This window comes from Tunturiibacter gelidiferens (assembly GCF_014201335.1).
GTDB lineage: Bacteria > Acidobacteriota > Terriglobia > Terriglobales > Acidobacteriaceae > Edaphobacter > Edaphobacter lichenicola_E.
Genome location: NZ_JACHEB010000008.1, coordinates 113310 through 133301, shown reverse-complemented (window position 1 = coordinate 133301; position 19992 = coordinate 113310). Strand labels below are relative to the sequence as shown.

At 58.0% G+C, this 19992-nt stretch carries 19 protein-coding genes; 12 read left to right on the top strand and 7 right to left on the bottom strand.

All coding sequences use genetic code 11. The features are described from left to right. Positions 1-59: 59 nt before the first annotated feature. On the bottom strand, positions 60-335 hold the full coding sequence (locus HDF14_RS16810; RefSeq protein ID WP_183978880.1) for a hypothetical protein: 276 nt from the start codon (positions 333-335) through the stop codon (positions 60-62). Between the two features lie 245 nt (positions 336-580). On the opposite strand from HDF14_RS16810, the gene HDF14_RS26700 reads away from it, so the two are divergent. Together HDF14_RS26700 and HDF14_RS16805 are read left to right on the top strand one after the other, a co-directional pair. Continuing rightward, positions 581-715, top strand: a complete 135-nt coding sequence (locus HDF14_RS26700; RefSeq protein WP_260698338.1) for a hypothetical protein — start codon at positions 581-583, stop codon at positions 713-715. 126 nt (positions 716-841) lie between these two features. Further along, the gene (locus tag HDF14_RS16805; protein WP_183978878.1) at positions 842-1222 is read left to right on the top strand and encodes a HesB/IscA family protein; all 381 of its coding nucleotides are present in this window, start codon (positions 842-844) and stop codon (positions 1220-1222) included. A gap of 102 nt (positions 1223-1324) precedes the next feature. Here HDF14_RS16805 and HDF14_RS16800 read toward each other — a convergent pair whose 3' ends face one another. Both HDF14_RS16800 and HDF14_RS16795 read right to left on the bottom strand, forming a co-directional pair. Beyond that, a complete protein-coding gene (locus HDF14_RS16800; protein WP_183978876.1) occupies positions 1325-2059 on the bottom strand; it encodes an ion channel in 735 nt (244 codons plus the stop codon). Between the two features lie 167 nt (positions 2060-2226). Then, a complete protein-coding gene (locus tag HDF14_RS16795) occupies positions 2227-3876 on the bottom strand; it encodes a DHA2 family efflux MFS transporter permease subunit (RefSeq protein WP_183978874.1) in 1650 nt (549 codons plus the stop codon). Between the two features lie 149 nt (positions 3877-4025). Between HDF14_RS16795 and HDF14_RS16790 the strand changes: the two genes are divergently transcribed. Further along, on the top strand, positions 4026-4613 hold the full coding sequence (locus HDF14_RS16790; protein ID WP_183978872.1) for a TetR/AcrR family transcriptional regulator: 588 nt from the start codon (positions 4026-4028) through the stop codon (positions 4611-4613). A gap of 93 nt (positions 4614-4706) precedes the next feature. Here the strand turns inward: HDF14_RS16790 and HDF14_RS16785 are convergent, their stop codons facing one another. Further along, positions 4707-8060, bottom strand: a complete 3354-nt coding sequence (locus tag HDF14_RS16785) for an FG-GAP-like repeat-containing protein (protein WP_183978870.1) — start codon at positions 8058-8060, stop codon at positions 4707-4709. 278 nt (positions 8061-8338) lie between these two features. Between HDF14_RS16785 and HDF14_RS16780 the strand changes: the two genes are divergently transcribed. From HDF14_RS16780 to HDF14_RS16770, 3 genes are all read left to right on the top strand, one after another. Then, positions 8339-9538, top strand: coding sequence for a type II secretion system F family protein (locus tag HDF14_RS16780; protein ID WP_183978868.1), 1200 nt, complete (start codon positions 8339-8341; stop codon positions 9536-9538). 87 nt (positions 9539-9625) lie between these two features. Beyond that, a complete protein-coding gene (locus tag HDF14_RS16775) occupies positions 9626-10297 on the top strand; it encodes a DUF2306 domain-containing protein (protein ID WP_183978866.1) in 672 nt (223 codons plus the stop codon). 75 nt (positions 10298-10372) lie between these two features. Next, positions 10373-11038, top strand: coding sequence for a DUF2959 family protein (locus tag HDF14_RS16770; protein ID WP_183978865.1), 666 nt, complete (start codon positions 10373-10375; stop codon positions 11036-11038). A gap of 176 nt (positions 11039-11214) precedes the next feature. On the opposite strand, the gene HDF14_RS16765 is transcribed toward HDF14_RS16770, so the two are convergent. Continuing rightward, positions 11215-11778, bottom strand: coding sequence for an HdeD family acid-resistance protein (locus HDF14_RS16765; RefSeq protein ID WP_183978863.1), 564 nt, complete (start codon positions 11776-11778; stop codon positions 11215-11217). A 229-nt stretch (positions 11779-12007) separates the two neighbouring features. Between HDF14_RS16765 and HDF14_RS16760 the strand changes: the two genes are divergently transcribed. The 6 genes from HDF14_RS16760 (at position 12008) to HDF14_RS16735 (ending at position 18141) form a co-directional block, all read left to right on the top strand. Further along, positions 12008-13642, top strand: a complete 1635-nt coding sequence (locus HDF14_RS16760; protein ID WP_183978861.1) for a GspE/PulE family protein — start codon at positions 12008-12010, stop codon at positions 13640-13642. An 87-nt stretch (positions 13643-13729) separates the two neighbouring features. After that, the gene (locus HDF14_RS16755) at positions 13730-14860 is read left to right on the top strand and encodes a hypothetical protein (protein ID WP_183978859.1); all 1131 of its coding nucleotides are present in this window, start codon (positions 13730-13732) and stop codon (positions 14858-14860) included. Further along, positions 14860-15621, top strand: coding sequence for a PilN domain-containing protein (locus HDF14_RS16750; RefSeq protein WP_183978857.1), 762 nt, complete (start codon positions 14860-14862; stop codon positions 15619-15621). The genes HDF14_RS16755 and HDF14_RS16750 overlap by 1 nt, the downstream gene beginning before the upstream one ends. Then, positions 15618-16319 carry a hypothetical protein gene (locus HDF14_RS16745; protein ID WP_183978856.1) on the top strand — a complete coding sequence of 234 codons (702 nt, stop codon included), beginning with the start codon at positions 15618-15620 and terminating at the stop codon, positions 16317-16319. Before HDF14_RS16750 ends, HDF14_RS16745 begins: the two co-directional genes overlap by 4 nt. Then, positions 16316-16948 carry a hypothetical protein gene (locus tag HDF14_RS16740; protein WP_183978854.1) on the top strand — a complete coding sequence of 211 codons (633 nt, stop codon included), beginning with the start codon at positions 16316-16318 and terminating at the stop codon, positions 16946-16948. Before HDF14_RS16745 ends, HDF14_RS16740 begins: the two co-directional genes overlap by 4 nt. Before the next feature lie 26 nt (positions 16949-16974). Next, positions 16975-18141 carry a type II secretion system protein gene (locus HDF14_RS16735; RefSeq protein ID WP_183978852.1) on the top strand — a complete coding sequence of 389 codons (1167 nt, stop codon included), beginning with the start codon at positions 16975-16977 and terminating at the stop codon, positions 18139-18141. 60 nt (positions 18142-18201) lie between these two features. Here the strand turns inward: HDF14_RS16735 and HDF14_RS16730 are convergent, their stop codons facing one another. Both HDF14_RS16730 and HDF14_RS16725 read right to left on the bottom strand, forming a co-directional pair. Continuing rightward, a complete protein-coding gene (locus HDF14_RS16730; RefSeq protein WP_183978851.1) occupies positions 18202-19335 on the bottom strand; it encodes a hypothetical protein in 1134 nt (377 codons plus the stop codon). Positions 19336-19505: 170 nt separating this feature from the next. Then, positions 19506-19877: a VOC family protein gene (locus HDF14_RS16725; RefSeq protein ID WP_183978849.1), complete on the bottom strand. Its 372-nt coding sequence runs from the start codon at positions 19875-19877 to the stop codon at positions 19506-19508. Between the last annotated feature and the right edge of the window lie 115 nt (positions 19878-19992).

Here is a 19992-nt window from a genome sequence, read left to right as displayed (position 1 = left end):
CCGACCGCTTGGGTGGTTGCCAAGGCATCTAGTCCGGCGGGTGCCGGAGGCGGTTCGGGTTATCTCAGATGCTGCCAGGCGTCCCAGGTAAATATGCCTATGATTCCCGCGGTCATGATGGCAGCGGCAACACCAAAGACACGGACGAATGGCGTAATTTTGGTGACTTTGCGCACGATGTCTGTTTGCATCTGTTGCGCGTGAGCTGGGACGCCCTCACTGAGGAAGAGTTGGTCTTCTTCATATCGGGTCAGTTGCCCCTTGTAGGCGAGTAGCGCGAGGAAACAGGCTGAAAACACCGCCCATACGATTAGGAGAACAGGTAAAGCGCTCATAGCGGTTCCTCCGCCCTAAAACAGGGCCGACATACTTTTTAGACGGTCCGGTGCCGGTTCGTGCGACTTTTTGGGTCTTTGGCAGCAGGGTCGTCCGCCGCAATTCTACGCTCTGACGATATCGATTCGACAGCGTTTTTCGAGGGGGAGACTAAGTTGTAACGGGGCTGGAATGTTAGTGATGAGTGGCCCAGTGCAGGGCAAGAACCGCTATCGTCACGACCGTGGCAAGGACGGCGGATAACATGATGAATATGAACCAGGCAGCGCGGGTTGCGGCCTTGGGTGAGGGCTGGGTGATGCCCATGGTATTGATGAAGGCGTTCGAGATGAAGAGCAGAAGCTTCACGATGATTGATGGGATACAAGTGCAATGGTAGCAGGAATTGTGGGGCAGCCGACTGAATCGGATGAGGATGTGGTGCATCCTATAGAATGAGGGCTTGCCGGAGCGGTGGTAGGCGCATACACTTAGGGATGTCTGAACGAGACAAGGAGATTTGCCAATGGCTACTGCAACCGTAACCCCTGAAGTCGTTGTTGGAGCACCTGCTTCGACTACGCCTGTAACGCTGACCCCGGCCGCGATCACTAAGGTTCGGGAGATTATGGCGACACAGACTCCGGTTCCTGCTGGTCTCCGGATTGGTGTGGTTGGCGGTGGATGTTCGGGTTTTCAATACTCCATGTCGTTCGAAAATCAGAGCGGAATGATGGACAAGGTCTATAAGTTCGAAGATCTAAAGGTGTTTGTGGACGCGACTTCGGCGATGTATCTGAGCAACTGCACGGTGGATTACGTGGAGACGCTCGAGGCCGCCGGATTCAAGTTCGAGAATGCGGCAGTGAAGAGCACCTGCGGTTGCGGATCAAGCTTCAGCGTTTAGTTTTTTTAGGGTCCAAGAAAAGAGCTTCGGCGTTTGCCGGAGCTTTTTTTGCGCTTTTTTCTTGAGGGCTGAAGATCGCTGGCCACTGACGGGTGTCCGCGTTTAGCGCCGTTCAGGGGAGCCGCTTATCGGTTTATAAGTGGCGATGAGGCGAGAGACCAAAACTCCTAAGTAAAGAATGCCCAAAAGGGATTGAACGATGGATAAAGACCGCGCTTGGTCGCTGACGGGGGAGATTCCGGCCGCTCCCAACGATGTCATTGTCAGGAAGCTGTAGTAGGTGAGATCTGATTGCAGGGGTAGCGTGTGGTGGTTTAGCGCCGGATCAAGGTAGAAAGCGTCGTGCTGAAACGCGACCAGAATGGAATAGATCCTGGAGAACCCGAAGCCTGCTAAAAGGTAGATCGATACGGCGCCGTAGATGGCGTCTGAGGTGGCTTCGTCCCTCTGGAAGACCCTTTTGAAGATGACGACGATGATGAAGATATCGAAGGCTACGCTCATGCCGGAACGCGCAAGTTGCAATTTGCTCATCGTGATTTCGTGCAGAATGAAGGGATCAAGCAGAAGAGGCGCTGCAAAAACCAGTGCAATTATCCATGTCACACGGCGAAAACTTACGGCGTAGACACTGGAAAACGCGATCAGTACGTTTAATAGCCGAAACCACAGGGAGATCGTGGCTCCGGAGCCCGCGTAGGGGTATACCAATAGCTGGACTAGCAGGAAGGCGAAGAGAAGGACAAATTTCCCGCTTGCTTTCGGTGGCTCTATCCGGTTCTGTTGAGCGATCTCGAAGTCGGCCTCTTGCGAGACGGACACGATCTTGTCTGACATCCAGCCGCTTCGGGGCGGTGGGTTCGTTGGGTCCGGCACGCGTCCCTCCCATTCCCCAACATGCTACAGCGACATTGGGTCGAGGAATGAACCTGTCTTAGTGATGTCCGCGACGAGATGTCCGCGACAAGTTCGTTCGGTGGCAGAGGCGTGTCGTGCGGGTTACGTTAGTGGGCACCTTCGGATTTGCCGCTGGGTTTGAAGGCCTTGGTGAGCAGGACGAGCGGGGCTGCGATGAGGGTGACGACACCGATGATGTGGAAGCAGTCCATGAAGGCGAGCAGCTGGGTTTGGGCGTGGAGTTGGTCGTAGACGCGTCCGTAGGCTGCGGTGACGGCGTCAGCTGGGGAGAAGCCATGGGCTTGCAGGTAAGCCGTTGTCTGGTGGATGTTTTCCTGCAAGGTGCTGCTGGAGGCGGCGATGGTTGAGCCGACGCGCTCCTGGTGGAAGTTTTGGCGCCGCTCGGACATGGTGGTGATGAAGGCGATACCGAAGCTGCCGCCCCAGTTGCGGAAGAAGTTGGTGAGCGATGAGGCTTTGTTGTTCTGTGCGGGGCTGAGCTGCGAGTAGGCGATGACTGAGAGCGGCACGAAGAAGAAGCCGTAACCGAGGCCTTGCAGGGCGCGGGCGAGGGCGTAGTGCTTGTAGTCGGTGTCGAGGTTGAAGTGGCTGTAGTGGAGGAACGACATGCCGACGATCATCACCGCTCCGAAGAGCAGGATGCGGGGTTTGACGATGCCTCTCTGCACTAACTGCGCACCTACGGGTGCCAGGAAGGTGATGACCAGAGCGCCAGGCCCAAGGACCAGGCCGGCATCGATGGCGCGGTAGCCGTAGAGAGATTGAAGGAGCTGCGGGATCATCGTCGTGGAGGCGAAGAGGCCGAAGCCGAAGATGAAGTAGAAGAAGTTGGCGAACGCGAAGTTGCGGATCTTGAGCAGGCGGAAGTCGATGATGGGGTCTGGAACGTGAAGCTCCCAGAAGACGGCCGCGGTGAGGCAGCCAACGCCGATGACGAACATCCAAATGATGAAGGGAGAGCCGAACCAGTCGTCGATCTGGCCGCGGTCGAGGAGGACTTCGAGAGCTGCGGACCCTAGGCCCACGAGGGCGATGCCAATGCCGTCGATGCGAAGCTTGCCATTGACGCGGACGGTTTTGCGTTCCTCGGCGAAGGCGGGTGGGTCATGGACGAAGCGGTTGGTCAGGAAGAGAGAGAGGATGCCGACCGGGATGTTGATGAAGAAGACCCAGCGCCAGTTGTAGTTATCGGTGATCCAGCCGCCGAGGACGGGACCGATGGCGGGGGCGGTGACGATGGCCACGGTGTAGAGGGCGAAGGCGGAGGCGCGTTTGGCAGGAGGGAAGGCGTCTACTAGGATGGCTTGTTCGACCGGGGCGAGGCCGCCGCCGCCGATGCCCTGCAGGACGCGCGAGAGCAACATAATTCCAAGGGTGGGGGCGATTCCGCAGAAGAAGGATGTGATGGTGAAGAGCGTCACGCAGGCCATGTAATAGGTCTTGCGGCCGAAGACGCGGGAGAGCCAGGCGGACATGGGCAGGACGACGGCGTTGGCGACGAGGTAAGTGGTGAGGATCCAGGTGACTTCGTCGTACGAGCGGCCGAGACCGCCGGCGATGTAGGGGAGGGAGACGTTGGCGATGGAGGTGTCGAGCAGCTCCATGAAGGTGGCCAGGGTGACGGTGAGCGCGACGACCCAGGGGTTGATGAGGGGGCGGCTTCGAGGGGCTGAACTGGTTACCTTGTGCCTTGGCGGGACGGCTAGCTCTGGTTCGCTGAGGGTGGCGGTGGCCATGATGTCTCGTTCTCCTCGTGAATCGCCGGCACGGTCTCGAAAAAGAGACTGAACGGTTTCTTTAAGCATCTGATTCAGTGGAAGAGCCGCACGATGCGTTTTCTTGCTGCTGTAGTATTTCGGAGCAGGTATGGCGGCGAGGTAAAGATATGGGAAAAGGTGAGTTAACGCGGCAGAGAATCATCGAGGAGGCGGCCCCGATCTTCAATCAGCGGGGCTTTGCCGGCTGCTCAATGCAGGATGTGCTGGATGCGACGGGGTTGGAGAAGGGTGGGGTGTATCGGCACTTCGCCAGTAAGGAGGAGCTTGCTGCTGAAGCGTTTCAGTATGCGTGGACGCGGGTGGCGAAGGCTCGGCGAGAGGGGCAGGACGCGATTCCCGGCGCGGTGGAGAAGCTGAAGTATTCGGTAAGACGGTTTGCGGAGACTCCGGGGGGCTTTCCTGGGGGGTGCCCGTTGATGAATACGGCGATCGATGCGGACGATGGAAATCCGGTGCTGCGAAGTTTGGTGTGTGTGGCAATGAAGGAGTGGAAGGCGCGGCTTGCGACCATCGTCGAGGACGGGATCGCTAACGGGGAGATTCGGGGTGAGGTTCAGCCGCGACGGGTTGCAAACATGATCATCGCCACGCTGGAGGGAGCGCTGATGATCAGCCGTCTGGAAGGGAATCGGATCGCGGTACAAGATGCGAGGGAGGGGCTGGAGATCATGCTGGACAGGATTGTGGCCGGGTGAGTGGGCGCTTTGGAGGCAAGAAAAATCCCCGATGGATCTTCGGGGATTTTTTGTTGGTGGAGTTGTGGTGCGCGCGTTATTTTGCGCTATCGATCATTGGACCGTCACCTGGAAGTTGATGGCGTGCGAGAGGCTTCCGGAGGAGTCTGCCGCGGTCAAGGTTATGGTTTGGGCTCCGGCCGGAGTGCCTGGATTTGTCGGAGTGTTATTTGAGGGGGAAGAAGAGCTGCAGCCCGAGAACGAGATCAAGCCGGCAGCTAACAGGAGAGTGAGCAGGGTTGCGCGCGCGAAGCGGCGGTTGAGTCTGCGGAGTTTGCGGGGGGATAGGGTGAGCAGAAGGATGCTGGCCCATGCGATTCCTTGCAGTGGGATCGATCGATCGCGGAGGCGGGCCGTTGAAGGGGCGGTGGTTGTGATGGTCAGAACGCTGGTGGCAGCGCCACTGGTAGGCGTTACGGAGGCCGGGGCGAAGGTGCAGGTTGCTCCGCTGGGGAGTGTGCCGCAGGAGAACTTCACTGTGCCGCTGTAGCCGCCGACTGGGGTAACTGTGAGTGTGGTCGTTGCGGACTGTCCGGGTGAGATGGTCGCCGAGGATGGGGATGCAGTGATGGAGTAGTCAGGCGTTGCGATTGCAACTGTGACGGCGGCAGAGGTGCTGCTCGAGTTATCGAGGTCGCCTGCGTAGCTCGCCGTAACTGCGTAGCTGCCTGCGGTGGTGAAGGTGAAGGGCAAGGTGGCGACGCCGTTGGTGAGGGAGGCAGTGCCGAGGGTGGCCGTTGCGGAGGCAAAGGTGACCGTTCCGGTCGGGTTGAGCCCCGAGACGGTTGCGGTGAACGTTAGCTGCTGGTTCGTTCCGGCGCTGGCAGATGAGATGGTAAGTGTCGTTTTAGAAGCAACTGGAGCGATTGCCAGCGAGAGCGGGTTAGAGGAGCTTGGTGTGTTGTTGCTGTCTCCGGAATAGTTCGCGATGACAGCAAACGACCCTGCTGCAGGAAATGAAACCGCGAGTGTGGCTGTTCCGTTCGTGAGAGGTGCCGTCCCGAGTGTTTTGCCACCTGCAACGAAGGAGACGGTGCCGGTCGGAGTGCCCCCTGTGACCGTCGCAGTAAGGGTGAGTTGCTGACCTGGCGCTGCACTGTTTGCTGAGGCAGCGAGGACCGTCTTTGAGGATAGAGCAACTGGAGCTGACGGAGCGGGGTTCAGCTGATTTACCAGGGAGACAACAGCACCCCCCGTGCCGAATAGGTAGTCGAGAGTGTGGTCGCTCGATCCAACTGGCGCCTGATTATTGACTCGAGCAAAGGTGCTGATGCCAGTAGCGGCAGAAAGTCTGCTCGGCAGAGAAACGGTGAGATTGTTAGCGAAGTTGCCTGTACCGTCTCCGGTAAACACCGCGAACTCAAATCCCGGTGTGGGGAAGAAGCCATATTGCACGAGTAGGTCCGGGTGGCCATCAGCGTTTACATCCCCGATCGATACCTGTGCGATGCCGGAAGCGGAGCTGTAGCTGGTTGAGAATTGGGGTGTGTAGAAGGGGGTGGTCTGGAACGTACCGTCCCCGTTTCCTGCATACAAGCCAAGATCGTTGTTATTGCCGACCACCAGATCCAACTTGCCGTCGCCGTTCAGATCGCCCATTGCGAGGATGGTTCCGGTGATGCCGAGAGGTTGTTGTGTGAAGGTCCCGTCGCCGTTCCCAAGGCTAACGGTGCCGCCTCCAATTATGTCCAGCTTATGGTCGTTGTTCAGATCCACGGCGAAGCCGATGGTGTTGTACGGAAGCGGCAAGGAGACAGGAGCAGCGAAGGTTCCGTCGCCATTACCCGCGAAGAAGAAAACTCCGTTTGGGGGTTGAGGTCCCTCTACAACATTAGTTCCGTAAGGGAGGATGAGGTCAAGCTTGTTGTCTCCGTTAAAGTCGCCAACCAGAGGGGTTCCCGCTGCGGATATCGTGAGATTCACAGGGGTCGTGTTCGGCTGAAAGGTTCCGTCTCCATTGCCGGCATAGAAATAGAGTGATGCGGTGGAGAGGATCTCCCCGCCCTGATTATTGACATTGCCTGGAATGATTGTTAGGGCATCGAGCTTGCCATCGCCATTGAAGTCGCCGGTGACGAGAAGTTGACCTGTGCCGGGGGTACGACTTGTGACCGAGAACCTACCGTTACCTCTGCCGAGAGCAGCCACAAGGTTGCCCGCGGTGTCGATGGAGAGTGCATCTGCGACTCCGTCGGCATTTAGGTCGAGGCCGAGCGTTGTGCTGCTTCCACCTCCCAGCACAGTAGCTGGAGGACCTTGAAAGGTGCCGTTGCCATTGCCAATTAAGGCGACGGATTCCACATTTGATTGGAAGTAAAGGTTGGTGTTTCCATTGCTCCCGGCCTGTGCGATTGCAAAAGTCGATACGCCGTAGCTTTCACCCAGAGACAAGTTTCCGTTGCCATCGTTGAGGGCGATTGAGGTCACATTGCCGATAAGGGCGAAGTTTGTGACGTTGCTCGTGATGGTGTTTTGAAAAGGCACGATCGTGGTGTAGTTCACCGACGGATCGAGCGCGAGATTGATGCCGGTGGTGAACTTTCCGCTGGGATCGCCAAGCAAAATTTGAAGTGACGTCGCAGGGCTCTGTGCGGGCGATCCAAGAAAAGCAATGTCGGCTAGGCCGTCGCGATTAAAGTCTCCAGTGACAAAGGGCTGGCTTCCTGAGATGGTCGCAGTTGTGAGCTGCGGGGTGTTCAACGTTCCATCGCCCTTGCCGTAGTAGACCGCAATTTGCGTGTTTCCTGCGACGATGTCTTGCTTGCCATCGCCGTTGAAGTCACCGGCGCCTATATAGAGGAAAGACACACCTGTTGGCGCGGCGTAGAGGGAAGCGGTAAGGAGCGATCCTGGTTTGCTGCTGCCCTGATTGAGCAGGACACCGACCTGCGAAGATCCTGTGAGGACGGCGACATCGAGATAACCGTCTCCGTTCAGATCGACGGTAATAAGTTGCGGAACGCTGGCCGCGCCTGGGACTGCATAGTAGGACGCCGCCTGAAAGGTCCCGTCGCCGTTGCCAAGCACCACCCCGACGTACGCCGGCTGGTTGGGAGTCTGGCAAGAGAAGGCGAGATCGCTCTTAGAGTCATTATTTAGATCTGCTGCCACAACGAACTGTGGCTGGCATGCCAATTGAATGGTGCCGAAGGTTGGCGAGTGATTCGCGCCATTGTTGAACGATATGCCTATCGCGTTAATGCCGTTTGGGGCGGCCTGGTCCACTTGACCGTCGCCATTGAAGTCCGCGTAGGCATAGCTGCTCGATGGGAAGAGCGCGAAATCGTATGGAAGTACTGGAAAGATTGGTGTTTGAGAGAAGGTGGGGACAGTGAGGAGAAGGGTGATCAGGAAGGCGAGGAGCGATCGGGCTCCGGAGGGGGTCTTGCACCAAGGGGTCGCAGTCATTGTGGCATGTCCTTCAAAAGTTGCTCAGCGGAAACGGGTTTGATGCAGTGTCGTCCGATTTGCAGGGTAATTGTTTGCGTCTGCCTGCGACATTGTCGAACGGTAGCAAAAGCCAAAGCGATGATACACGGAGGCTATGTCTTTGCCTTAGCTATTCTGTGACCAATTCGGGGGATGGTAACGTGGGCACTGATTGAAGCGCGTAAGGGGCGGTTTTGTTATTGGAACGTCTAAGATGGATTGAGCTACTTGAATTGGCTAGTGCGTATTAGAGGTCTATGACTGAGTTTGTTATCAAGCTGGCGGATGAGCGTGGACGAGTAATGGAGCAGAACCACGCGGCGGCTACGGCGGAGGAGCTGAAGGCGCGGTTTACGCAGGCTGGCTACTACGTCTATTCGGTGAAGGCGAAGAGCGCGCTGGGGGCGAGCAAGAAGAAGGTGAAGCTGGAGACTTTTCTCGTCTTCAATCAGCAATTTTTGACGTTGATCAAGGCTGGGTTGCCGATTTTGGGGTCGCTCGAACTGCTGGGAAAGAGGCAGAAGATTCCGCACTTTCGTGCGCAGCTAGAGGATGTGGCGTCGCGGGTGAAGACGGGTGAGTCGATCTCGCAGGCGTTCGAGGCGCAGGGTGGATTTCCTATTGTGTATACGACGACGCTGCTTGCGGGGGAGCGGTCGGGAAATCTTGAAGAGGTGCTGCAGCGGTTTCTGGACTTTCAGCGCGTGTCACTAACGTTTCGCAAGAAGCTGAAGGCGAGCTTGATCTATCCGGCGCTGCTGGTGGTGATGGTGATCGGGCTGTTTATCTTTTTGATCACGTTTGTGGTGCCGCGGTTTGCGCAGCTGTATGACCAGCTGGGGACGAAGCTGCCTGCTTTGACTACGTTTCTGCTTGATTTGGGGAAAGAGGCGCAGTCTTACGGAATCTATGTGGCCGTTGTGGCGGGAGTGGTTGGGTTTCTGCTTTATCGCTGGTCGAAGACGGATGCGGGCGCGAGCCTGATTGACAAGATTCGCATCAAGCTGCCGGTGTTTGGCAGTGTGTGGCTGAAGTACCAGGTGGGGCTGTTTTCTAGGACGCTGTCGACGCTGCTGACTGGCGGGTTGCCGCTGGTACCCTCGCTTGAAACAGCGGCGAAGTCTATCGATTCGCGGGAGATTGCGAGCGCGGTCTATAGATCGGTCGAGACGGTGCGCGAAGGGAAAGGCTTGTCGGTCAGCTTGCAGGCGACGAAGGTTTTCCCTGAGCTGGCGATCGAAATGATCGAGGTCGGTGAGTCTACCGGCGCGCTGCCGCAGATGCTGAATTCGGTGGCGGAGTTCTTTGAAGAGGATGTGCAGACGAATCTGACAGCGGCGATGAGTTTGATTGAGCCGCTGATCCTGATCATGATGGGGTTGGTGGTGACGACGATTCTGATTGCGCTGTATCTTCCGATCTTCAGCCTGAGCGCGGGTGGTTCGGGAGGGCAGTAGGGAACGGCGGGATTCCTCGCTGCGTATGCCTGCTTGTCGTCATGTGTTTAGGCTCGGTGCGGCCTGGTCATGTGGCTGGGAGGGCGTATGGAGACGAAGGCTCCGGTGCGGGGAATCGAGGCGAGTGTCTATCCCAGGTGGCTGAAGGTCGTGTTTTGGATCTGCGTCGTGATCGCGGTTGCAGTGGTGCTGCGCAGGGTTGCGGTGCTTGTGCATCCGACACGAGGCGGGGTTGCTGGAACTTCACCGACGGCGGCGCTTGATGCGGTGTTTGCTTCGCACGAGACCTTGACGCTTGCTCATATTCTTCCGGCGATGGCGTTTGTTCTGTTGACTCCGTTTGTTTTGTTGCGGCGAACCGGTGGGGCGTGGACGGAACGTCTGTTCTTTCCGCTGGGGGCCTGGGTGGGAGTCACTGCTTATGCCATGAGCACACATCCGGTTGGAGGGTGGGTGGAGCGATCTGCGGTTCTCTTCTTCAATAGCCTCTTTTTGTTTTCGCTTGCACGAACGTTTTTCGCTGCATGGCGGGGGGACGTGATTGCGAAGACGCGTTGGATGTTGCGTGCGGTTGCGATTCTGCTTGGTATCGCAACCACGCGGCCGGTGATGGGGGTGTTCTTTGCCACGAGCCGGTTGACTCACCTTGAGCCGGGGCAGTTCTTTGGCATCGCGTTCTGGATTGGTTTTTCGATCAACACGATTGCCATGGAACTCTGGCTGCGTTCGAGGGGAGATCGGCTTCCCGTCGTGGGTTAGCGACGCGGTTGGGCCTCGATCTTCGGCGGAGAGGTTACAATTCGTCAAGCTCTGACAGGGGGGAATGAGTTGACTGTGATCTCTCGACGTTGGGTGTTGCGATACGTGGCGGCGGTGGCTCCGCTGATTGTGCTGGTTGGGTGTACCAGCTCCTACTACAAGGCGATGAAGACGTTTGGAAAAGAGAAGCGGGACATCCTTGTGTCGCGGGTGAAGGACTCGAAGAAGGACCAGCAACAGGCGAAGGAACAGATCAAGACGACGATGGAGTCGTTTCAGGCGCTGACGGGGTTTCAGGGGGGAGCGCTTGAGAAGAATTATAAGAAGTTGAATAGCGAATACGAAAAGGCCGCGGATAGCGCGCAGAAGTTGCATAACCGGATCGACTCGATCGATCAGGTGTCGAACGATCTCTTCAAGGAGTGGCAGAAAGAGATCGATGGGATGGAGAACAAGAAACTGAAGGCGCAGTCGGCGGTGATGCTGCGGCAGTCGCGGTTGAGTGAGGCGAACTACATCAAGTCGATGCGGCAGACTGAGGCTCGGATGACGCCTGTGATTACGGCGTTTCATGATCAGGTGACTTTTTTGAAACACAATCTGAATGCGCGGGCAATTGGATCGTTGAAGGGGACTTCGGCGAAGATGTCGACCGATGTGGATGTGTTGATGGTGAGCCTCGATGGGTCGATGGCGCAGGCGGATGCTTTGATCAATTCGTTGAATGCGGATCAGCCTTAGAAGAATAAAGGCGCACTGCGCGTGCGGCGGTCACTTCGTGACTTATATACCGCTTCGACTTGGCCTCCCGTTGGTCGGCAACTGGATTTGATCCCGACCAGCGGGAGGGCTCTAGTCGCATGGGATGCCCCCGGTATACGCGTCACGAAGTGACCGCCCTCCGCGCAGGAGGTCTTTCAGAGTGACTGATTGAGAGCGCGTTTTGCGGCGAGCGACAGCATGAGGCGGGAGAAGCCGCTGAAGATCATGCTAATGCCGACCAGCGTTCCGATGACCCAGACAGTGCTCGCAGGCCAGGAGCGCCAAATCATAATCGCGAGGATCAGGGTGATGACACCGTCGAAGAGAAGCCAGCCGGCGCCATGGCGGGGGCGAAGCTGGAAAGACTGGATGATCTCAACGATTCCTTCAAAAACCAGGTAGACGGCGAGAATCAGGGTAAGGACGATGAGGGCGTCGAGCGGGTGCAGGAGCAGATAGACGCCAGTAAAGAGATAGATCGCGCCGACCAGCAGTTCCCAGAGCACGCCGCCTGTGGTGTGGGTCTTGAAGGCGAAGACGAAGTGGGTGATTCCACTGACGATCATGGCCCAGGCAAAGATGAGCGTTACGGCCAAGCCGGAGAACGGTGGAATCATGACGGCGACGAGACCAGCAAGAATGAGCAGAATGCTGAGGGCGATGGACCAGTTGATGGCCTTGGGGGCGAGAGCGGACAGGGTCGGTGGGTAAGTGCTCATTCTGCTGGGTCCTCCAAAAGACGTACATATGTGAGGCCAAAGGCGGTTGCGCGGAGAATACCATAAGAGGTGATTTTGCTGAATAATAGAAGATTGGACGGATGTTTTCGTCTTCGGCGGATTCCGGCCCAGGTAGTGGCGGGATTAGCACTAAAGAAGATCGTTTGAACGCACCGTGAATGACGCGAAGGTGTGAGTGACGGTTGGATGCAAAGGGAGTCTTACGAATATGGCAATGGCACCGTTGGCAATACCGATCAATGAAGCGGGAATGGGCGAGACGGAGCGGGCGCAGCTGCTGGCACGTCGCTATCGCGCTGATTTTGTGGACCTGAAGAACTTCAAGATCTCGCATGAGCTGTTCAAGAGCGTGCCCGTGGACATGATGTTCCGGTATAACTTCGTGCCGCTGGAGCAGATGGAGGGCAAGCTCGCGATTGCGGTGTCCGATCCCTCGAAGTTGATGGTGCTGGACGAAATTTCGGGGCTGCTGGGCCAGAGGCTGGTGACGCGGGTGGCGACACTGAGCCAGATCACGGAGCTACTGAAGAAGACCGAGCAGAGCCAGCGTGTGCTCGACGAGGCAAGCGAAGGGCTTGCGTTCGATGTGTTGTCAGGAGACGACAACCAGGACTCGAATATCTCGATCGAGCGGCTGACGAGCGAAGATGATATCTCGCCGATCATAAGACTTGTTGATACCACTATATTTACTGCGCTGGAGCGGCGCGCCTCGGATATTCACCTTGAGACATTCGATGATTCGCTGCTGGTGAAGTACCGCATTGACGGTGTGCTGCAGCAGGCGATGGCACCGATTGCACGCGAGCATCATCAGACGATTCTGTCGCGTATCAAGGTTATGAGCGAGCTGGATATTGCCGAGCGCCGCGTGCCGCAGGACGGACGTTTTCGCGTTCGGTACAAGGGCAGGCTGATCGATTTTCGTGTGTCGATTATGCCGACGGTGCATGGCGAGAACGCTGTGTTACGTGTGCTTGATAAAGAATCGATGTCTGAAAAGTTCACGAAACTTTCATTGGATGTCGTGGGCTTCGCGGCGAAAGACCTTGAGCGGTTCAGGCGTTACATCAAAGAGCCGTACGGCATGGTGCTGGTGACAGGACCGACGGGGTCGGGTAAGACGACGACTCTTTATGCGGCGTTGAACGAGATCAAATCTGAAGAAGATAAGATCATCACGATCGAAGACCCGGTGGAGTATCAGATTCGCGGCATCACGCAGATTCCGGTGAACGAGAAGAAGGGGCTGACGTTTGCGCGTGGATTGCGTTCTATTCTGCGTCATGACCCGGACAAGATTCTGGTCGGTGAGATCCGCGATGCGGAGACCGCGCAGATTGCGATCAACTCGGCGCTGACGGGACACCTTGTGTTTACAACGGTGCACGCGAACAACGTGGTCGACGTTTTGGGACGGTTCTTGAACATGGGTGTTGAGCCCTACAACTTTGTTTCGGCGTTGAACTGTATTCTGGCGCAGCGGTTGGTGCGGCAGGTGTGTGAATTTTGCGTGAGAGATGTGCACTACAGTGACGCGGAGTTGCTGGCAAGCGGATTGGATCTGCATGAGTGGCGTGGGTTCAACTTCCGCGAAGGACCTGGATGTATCGAGTGCGGGGGAACGGGATTTCGCGGTCGGTCGGCGATTCACGAACTGCTGGAGCTGGATGACGAGATCCGCGAGATGTTGCTGGCGAAGAAGCCGGGAAGCGAGATTCGTAAGAAGGCCAAAGAGAAGGGCATGGCGTTCCTGCGCGATTCGGCGTTGGAGCGTGTGCGGGACGGCATTACTACGTTGCGCGAGATCAATAAGGTTACGTTTATTGAGGCGGGACGGTAGAGCGGGCCGGGAGAACACGATTTGCCGCTGCGCGCACCATGATGGTGACGTAGTGTCAATCGATAGAGCAAGGTAGTCTAGGACGGAATGGAAATTTTACCGAAGACATTGGGCACGCGGCCGCGGCTGGCGGTTGAGGTTCGCGCAGAGGGCGTAGTGGCGGCGCGGGCCGAGGATGCGGCTGCTCTGTTGACGTCGGTGGCGCGGGTGGATTTAGCTAGTGGTGCGCTGGCGCCTGGATTGAAGCCCGGCAACGTCGTCGATAAGACGTGCGTGTCGTTGGCGGTGCGCAAGGCACTCGATGCAGTTTCGGGGCGTGGATCGTCGGATCGCGCCGAGCGTGGTGCGGGTCGTCTGCGGGATGTGACGCTGGTGGTGCCGGACTCCGCGGTGCGGGTGCTTTTTCTCGATTTCGATCAACTGCCGACCAAGACAGTTGAGGCGTTGCCTCTGGTGCGTTTTCGCTTGAAGAAGCTGCTGCCGTTCGACGCGGATGATGCGATGGTGAGCTATCAGGTGATGTCGAACGAGAAGGGAACCATCAAGCTGCTTGCAGTTGCGATCCCGAAGGCTGTGCTTGAGGAGTATGAGGCCATGGTGCTTGCGGCGGGATATCTGCCAGGCGCGGTGCTTCCGAGTACGTTGGCGGCGCTGGCGGGGCTTGATGAAACCACATCGCCAGTGCTGGTGGTCAATGCGGGATTGGGTTCAGTGACGACGGCGATTGTGCAGGCGGGAGTTCTGCTGCTGCATCGCTCGGTCGATATGGGCGCGGGGCCGAACGCAGTTGCGCCGATTGAACTTGTCGAGACCTCGATTCCTTTGGTGGATCGGGAGAGTTCGGCGCAGGAGTGGGCACAGCAGGAGCCCTTGGGGCCGGGCGGATGGGATCGCTTCGATGCGCACAGTGAGATGCCACCCTCGATGTTGGGGACCGCATTGGTGCGGCACATTGAGGCTCAGGCGGCAGCACGCGAGGTGGCGCAGGCGGTGAGTGTGGCGGCGGCGTATTTTGAAGACTCGCTTCAGACCGCTCCCGAACAGCTGCTGGTTGCGGGCACGCTCGGTGCAGACACGCTGGCGGAGGCGGGGGAGTACGGGCTGGAGGGTCTGCGGGTGCGCGAGTTGGTGGACGCAGGAATGATGGAAGCGGGAGCAGTGACGGCGAGTGTGCCGCGAGGCTGGCTGGCCGGCGTCCGGGGAGCTCTGAAGAACTGATGCGGATCTCTGTCAATCTCGCGAATAGACCGTTTATTGAACTGAGGCCGCTGTTTGCAAAGCTGCGGCTGGCGATGGTGGTGCTGGCGTTGCTGGCGGTGGGACTGTGGTTTGCGCTGCACTCGCTGAATGCGAAGGCCAGGGTAGCGCAGGCGCAGATGGCTGCGCTGAAGGCGAAGACGCAGCGGTATCAGCAGGAGCGCATGGCGAATGAGGCAAGGATGCGGCAACCGCAGAATATGGCGGTGCTTGAGCGATCGCGTTTTCTGAATGCTGCGTTTGCGGAGAAGAGCTTCAGCTGGACAGCTGTGATGATGGACCTTGAGAAGGTGCTGCCCGCAGGTGTTCAGGTGACGAGCATCGATCCGGTGATTTCGAAGGAAGGCGACGTAAATATTCGGCTGCGCGTGAGCGGGGATCGCGAGAAGGCTGTGCAACTGGTGAGGAATCTTGAGACATCGCAGCGATTCCTTTCGCCACGGTTGGCGTCGGAGCAGGCGCAGACGCAGGAGGGAAACCGAAATGCTGCGCAGCTGACGGCTCCTGGGGCGGTTCAGTTCGATGTACTGAGTGGGTATAATCCGCTGCCGGAAAAGCCTGTGAAAGCTGTCGCCGCGAAGGACAAGAAGGACAAGAAGGACAAGGGCGATGCGACGGAGGGTGATACGGGCGCGGTGAAGAAGAAGAGGACGACACCGAAGAGTGCGCTCCCCGGAGCTGGTGCGGTGAAAGCTCCGGCGCAGAAGGGAGCGGCGCGATGACGACAGTAGCCGAGAAGAAGCGGACTGCAGTGGCGGCGAAGCAATGGGCCGAGAAGGCGAGCCGGCTGGGTACGCTGAAGAACTTTCATATCGCCGGAGCGGTGGCGTTCGGGCTCGTGAATCTCTACCTGCTGGCGCATATGGCGTTTGCGTGGCGCGCGGCGAACAACCAGAACGCTGCTGCGTTGGCGGACCAGACGGTGCAGATGAAGACGGCGGAGATTGCGAGACAGCCACTCGAGGGACTTGATGAGAAGCTCGCGCAGGCTACCAAAGATGCCGACAAGTTTTATAAGGAGCGATTGCCGTTTGCGAACTCTGAGGTAGCCGGAGAGTTGGGCGCGTTGGCGAAAAAGCAGGGTGTGAAGCTGACGCGGGTGCAGTACGCGTACTCGCCCGTGATGGATGGAACCGCGGGGGCGCTGACCGAAGCGCGGATGGATGCGAGCCTTAGCGGAGACTATCGGCCGCTAGTGGTCTTTATCAACTCGCTCGAGCGGGACAAGATGTTTTTCCTGATCAGCGGGCTTACGTTGACTGGCCAGCAAAGCGGGACAGTGGGGCTGCGGCTTCGGCTGACGACGTATCTGCGATCGCCGGTGGGGACGGAAAGCTCGGACAAGATTGTGGCGGGTGCGGAGGAAAAGAAGGCTGCCGACAGCTCTTCTGAAAATCCAGAGGCTGGAGGCCAGCGATGATACGGCTGACTGCGGATCAACAGAAGAAAGGCGGCGCGGTTGCTGCGTTCGTGCTGGTTGCGGCTGGAGTTTTGTACTACGAGCTGCGCGACGACAGCCCTGCGCCGGTAGCGCCGCCCGTCGTGGTGACCGCTCCTGCGAGGTCTGCTCCTGCTGCGGGAGCCGTCGTTGCGATTCCCTCAGGCAATATCGCTGGCGCCGCGGCCAAAAAGCTTGGAACAACTTCAGCGCAGCTTGATCCGACGCTGCGGATGGACGCGATGCTGGTGACGGAGTCACTGGTCTACTCGGGTGGCGGACGGAATATCTTTTCCGCGAGCTCGGAGCCGGTCGATATTCCGAAGCCAATTGTGCCGGTGCGGAAGGAGAAGGCTCCGCCGCCGGGGCCCCCACCGCCACCGCCGGGTCCACCACCGCCGCCACCGATCGACCTGAAGTTTTTTGGGACGGCGACCGGAGCGGATGGAAAACGCAGAGCGTTTCTGTTGCACGGGGAGGACGTCTTCCTCGCCTCCGATGGCGATATTGTCCAACGGAAGTATAGGGTTGTGACGGTGTCGGCCAACTCAGTGCTGGTGGAGGATATGGCGAATAATAATAAGCAGACCCTGCCGCTGCTGTCGCATTGAGACGGTCGGCGCTTGAGGTAGACGCGATGAAGAGATTTGACTTCCGATACTGGCTTGATGGCCACCGCTGGTCTGACGGCGTGGTGGCTGATCTGCGCACGGAGCGGCATGATGAGCAGGGATTCATGTTGGTGGGGTTGATCGTTGCGATCTTCATCGTTCTGCTGGTGCTGGGTATCGCCGCGCCGAAGATGGCTCAGGAACTGAAGCGCGACCGCGAGGTGGAGGCGGTGCATCGCGGCAATCAGTACGTTCGGGCGATCCAGCTCTACTACCGGAAGTCGGGCAGCTACCCCGGTACGATGGATGCTCTGGCCAAGGGCACTCCGGTGAAATTTCTGCGCCAGCAGTATGTCGACCCATTTACCGGGAAGTCGGATTGGCGACTGATCCACGTAGGCGAGGCGAAGACGACTGTGAAGGGACTATTCGGCCAGCCGCTGACGGGCCTGGCGCCGGGGCTGGGCTCGGCTTCCGGATCGGCCTCCTCGGGAGCGATCGGCGCAGGAGCAGCGGGTTCGGGTTCGGGGTCGGCGTTTGGAGGGTCGAGCGGAAGTGCGTTCGGTGGATCGTCAGGGTCTGGGTCTCCCACCCTGGGAGGTTCGTCTGGATCAGGAGGAACGAGCTCCTCCTCCGGGCCTGGTTACAGCAACACGGGCGGCGGCACGGGAGCTCCCAGTGCAGGAACGCCCGGGGCGGGTGGGGCGACCACCGGAACAGACAGCTCGGGGACTGGCTCAACGACGGGTTCATACAGCACACTGGGGTCTGCCGCTGGAAACGCGAGTCAATCCGGTTCGGGCTTTGGGGTCGGCGGCGCGCCGTTTGTCGGTGTGGGAATTCCGAAGGAGGGAACGTCGATCGTCGTGCTGAACGAGCAGACGTCGTACAACACCTGGGAATTTATCTACGATCCTCGGATTGAGCAGCTGAAGCAGGCGGCGGGTCTGATGGGCGGGGGAAACCAGGGGTTGGGTTCCGCAGGCGGAATGAGCTCGGGCGTGGGAGGCGCGGGTGGCACGTCAGGATATGGAGCTTCAGGTACTTCAGGATTTGGATCTTCGTCGGGGTCGAGTTTCGGTTCCTCGTCAGGGTCAAGTTTTGGATCGTCGCCAAGTTCAGGAAATGGATCCTCTCCGAGCTCTGGCACACAGGGGACCGGCACGACACCAACAACTCCGCAGCAGCAATAAACGTTAAAAATTACGTGAGGTTTTACTGCGACTGGCTTGATTCCCAAGGGTTATGCGGGATCAGGGCTTGTTCTTTGCCGTTGACTTTTGATAGATGGTGCGAAGACGGCCGATACGTCCGTGAGGACCCACAACAAAAGGAAGCGATAGCGCGTTCCAGTTCTTGTCCGCGTCGGCAGGATCAGTGGATGAAGGCGTAAGTGGACGCCAGTTTTTCCCGTCGTCGGTCGAGATGTCAGTGCCGTTCGGGCCAACGGTGATCCAGAGTTTCTGTCCTACGTCGTACGCCACGGAAGAGCGGTAGCCGTGGGGTTGTTTTGTGGAGGCTGTCCAAGTCTTTCCACCGTTTCCGGTGAAGGCCGCGATGTTGGTAGCGTCATCGGGCTTTTTGTAGTCGCCTCCGACCGCAACGCCGGTAATAAAAGCGGTATCGTGAGCAAAACTTTGGGGATTGCTGCGGAACGCCAGGCTGAAGATTCCAGAAGATTCCGAATGGTGCCCGATGGGGACTAAGCGTGAAGGAAACGTGTCAAACCCCAAAGAGTCGAAGTCATGATTAATTCGCTTGATGACGCGACTTCCCCCAACTCCTCCGGTGGCAATCCAAACGTCGAAGAAAACATCTTCGACGAATAAGGCGGAGTTGCTTGCGGCGAACGCTGCTTCCCCATTTCGCGATTCGGGTGTTTTGTGGAAGCGCTTAATCTGAAATGCGGATTCATCTCGATCAATTTGCCACAAGGGGAAATGATCTGCGACGGGATCTCCCAGCAGGATGCCAGCATGTCCACGTTGATCGAGTTTATAAGAGTCCCAGAAACCATCTTTATCAGGATTTGTGAGCATCAGCTTCCACGTCTGGCAGCCGTCGGTGGTTTTGTAGAGGCGGGACTGGTCGCCGGGGCCGCTGGACACGACGATGGCGGTGTTTTCGTCGAACGCCTGGACACCGCGGAAGTCTAGCTTCTCCGCTCCGGGTGGAATCGAGCAGGTTTGCCAGAGATAGCCGCCGTCTTCGGTGCGGAGCACGGTGCCGTCGGTGCCGCTGGCCCACGCAACTCCACCGCCGACGTTGTGAATGCCGCGCAGGCTGGCGGTAGTGTGGGACTCTTCGATATCCCATTGAGCATAGGCGCGGTTTGTGGCGTGTGTTGCCGCCAAAACGAGGGACAGGAGGAGAAGAACGGATCGCATCTGCTGACTAGTGTATGACGGCCATCTGCTGCGACGTGGGTTCGAGATTGGACGCAATGGAGAATCGTTCGAAGACCGCTGCGCGCTAAACAAAAAAGCTGGCCGGGCCCAGTGTGCGGTGAGACAGCAACTGGATTCCCGGCCGTTTCGTTCTACGTCGTTACTTGAGTTTAAGACTTGTTTGCCTCTTGCCAGAGGCCGAGCGCAGCGCCGGTAGGGTCGAGGATGATGCTGAACCAGCCCGTGTGCGGAACCTCCTGCACGTCTTTCATCACCTTTGCGCCGAGGCTCGCGGCTTGCTTTGTGGCTGCGTGGATGTCATCGACCGCGACATAGGGGAGCCATGACGAAGGTGCTCCGGGTACGGGATGTTTCATCATGCCGCCGCCTGGGCCGCCGCCTTCGGGTTTGAACATCGAGTACGTCATGCCGCCGCCCATGTCCATGTCCGTGATGTTCCAGCCGAACATGGTTGTGTAGAAGGTTTTTGACTTCGCGACGTCGGTGCTGCCTAGTTCCATATGACAGAAGGGATGTGCCATGGTTTTTGTCCTTTGGATTTTGAATTGATACTTCGCGGCCCCGCGTGCACGGAGGGATTTTACTTGGAAACGATGACAGGAGTTAAGTCACCATTCTTCTAAGGTGGAAACCTGC

Bases quoted from the DNA above. Each gene is read 5' to 3' on its own strand.
- HDF14_RS16810 (WP_183978880.1), bottom strand. From the start codon at position 335: ATGAGCGCTTTACCTGTTCTCCTAATCGTATGGGCGGTGTTTTCAGCC.
- HDF14_RS26700 (WP_260698338.1), top strand. From the start codon at position 581: ATGATGAATATGAACCAGGCAGCGCGGGTTGCGGCCTTGGGTGAGGGC.
- HDF14_RS16805 (WP_183978878.1), top strand. From the start codon at position 842: ATGGCTACTGCAACCGTAACCCCTGAAGTCGTTGTTGGAGCACCTGCT.
- HDF14_RS16800 (WP_183978876.1), bottom strand. From the start codon at position 2,059: ATGTCAGACAAGATCGTGTCCGTCTCGCAAGAGGCCGACTTCGAGATC.
- HDF14_RS16795 (WP_183978874.1), bottom strand. From the start codon at position 3,876: ATGGCCACCGCCACCCTCAGCGAACCAGAGCTAGCCGTCCCGCCAAGG.
- HDF14_RS16790 (WP_183978872.1), top strand. From the start codon at position 4,026: ATGGGAAAAGGTGAGTTAACGCGGCAGAGAATCATCGAGGAGGCGGCC.
- HDF14_RS16785 (WP_183978870.1), bottom strand. From the start codon at position 8,060: ATGACTGCGACCCCTTGGTGCAAGACCCCCTCCGGAGCCCGATCGCTC.
- HDF14_RS16780 (WP_183978868.1), top strand. From the start codon at position 8,339: ATGACTGAGTTTGTTATCAAGCTGGCGGATGAGCGTGGACGAGTAATG.
- HDF14_RS16775 (WP_183978866.1), top strand. From the start codon at position 9,626: ATGGAGACGAAGGCTCCGGTGCGGGGAATCGAGGCGAGTGTCTATCCC.
- HDF14_RS16765 (WP_183978863.1), bottom strand. From the start codon at position 11,778: ATGAGCACTTACCCACCGACCCTGTCCGCTCTCGCCCCCAAGGCCATC.
- HDF14_RS16760 (WP_183978861.1), top strand. From the start codon at position 12,008: ATGGCAATGGCACCGTTGGCAATACCGATCAATGAAGCGGGAATGGGC.
- HDF14_RS16755 (WP_183978859.1), top strand. From the start codon at position 13,730: ATGGAAATTTTACCGAAGACATTGGGCACGCGGCCGCGGCTGGCGGTT.
- HDF14_RS16750 (WP_183978857.1), top strand. From the start codon at position 14,860: ATGCGGATCTCTGTCAATCTCGCGAATAGACCGTTTATTGAACTGAGG.
- HDF14_RS16745 (WP_183978856.1), top strand. From the start codon at position 15,618: ATGACGACAGTAGCCGAGAAGAAGCGGACTGCAGTGGCGGCGAAGCAA.
- HDF14_RS16740 (WP_183978854.1), top strand. From the start codon at position 16,316: ATGATACGGCTGACTGCGGATCAACAGAAGAAAGGCGGCGCGGTTGCT.
- HDF14_RS16735 (WP_183978852.1), top strand. From the start codon at position 16,975: ATGAAGAGATTTGACTTCCGATACTGGCTTGATGGCCACCGCTGGTCT.
- HDF14_RS16730 (WP_183978851.1), bottom strand. From the start codon at position 19,335: ATGCGATCCGTTCTTCTCCTCCTGTCCCTCGTTTTGGCGGCAACACAC.
- HDF14_RS16725 (WP_183978849.1), bottom strand. From the start codon at position 19,877: ATGGCACATCCCTTCTGTCATATGGAACTAGGCAGCACCGACGTCGCG.